Consider the following 381-nt stretch of genomic DNA (forward strand, 5'->3'; position numbering starts at 1 on the left):
CCAGTCCTCATTGCTCAGCACCCGCTCACCACCGGAGAGCAGCTGCAGCAGCAGGGAATCAAACGCGCCCTCGCCTACCGGTGTTTTCAGTACCGACTGAGGCGCGGTCAGCGTCGGCTGCTCAGGCAGACCGAGATGTTGTTCAATCCAGCGTAACGGTAACGCCCAGCTGCGACCCTCGTCTGAAGAATGTATCCGGAAGCTGTCCGGACACAGGTTATGCAGCAGGACCATCACAATACGTGCAAAGAAAGCGCAGGGCTGATGCTGAAAATCCAGCTCCTGGATACTCAGCGTATTGCGGTTGCGCTCCCGCTCTATAGTCATGTTGACCGGCCAGACACTGCCGCCTGTGTCGCCACGAAACGCCATGACATCAGC

Annotated in this window: 1 protein-coding gene; it reads right to left on the reverse strand. The window is 58.3% G+C overall.

The features are described 5' to 3' along the window. Window positions 1–381, reverse strand: a 381-nt coding sequence (locus tag MPC4_RS05925; RefSeq protein ID WP_280514746.1) for a hypothetical protein, incomplete at both ends; no start/stop codon positions are given.

Source organism: Methylocella tundrae (genome assembly GCF_901905185.1).
GTDB lineage: Bacteria > Pseudomonadota > Alphaproteobacteria > Rhizobiales > Beijerinckiaceae > Methylocapsa > Methylocapsa tundrae.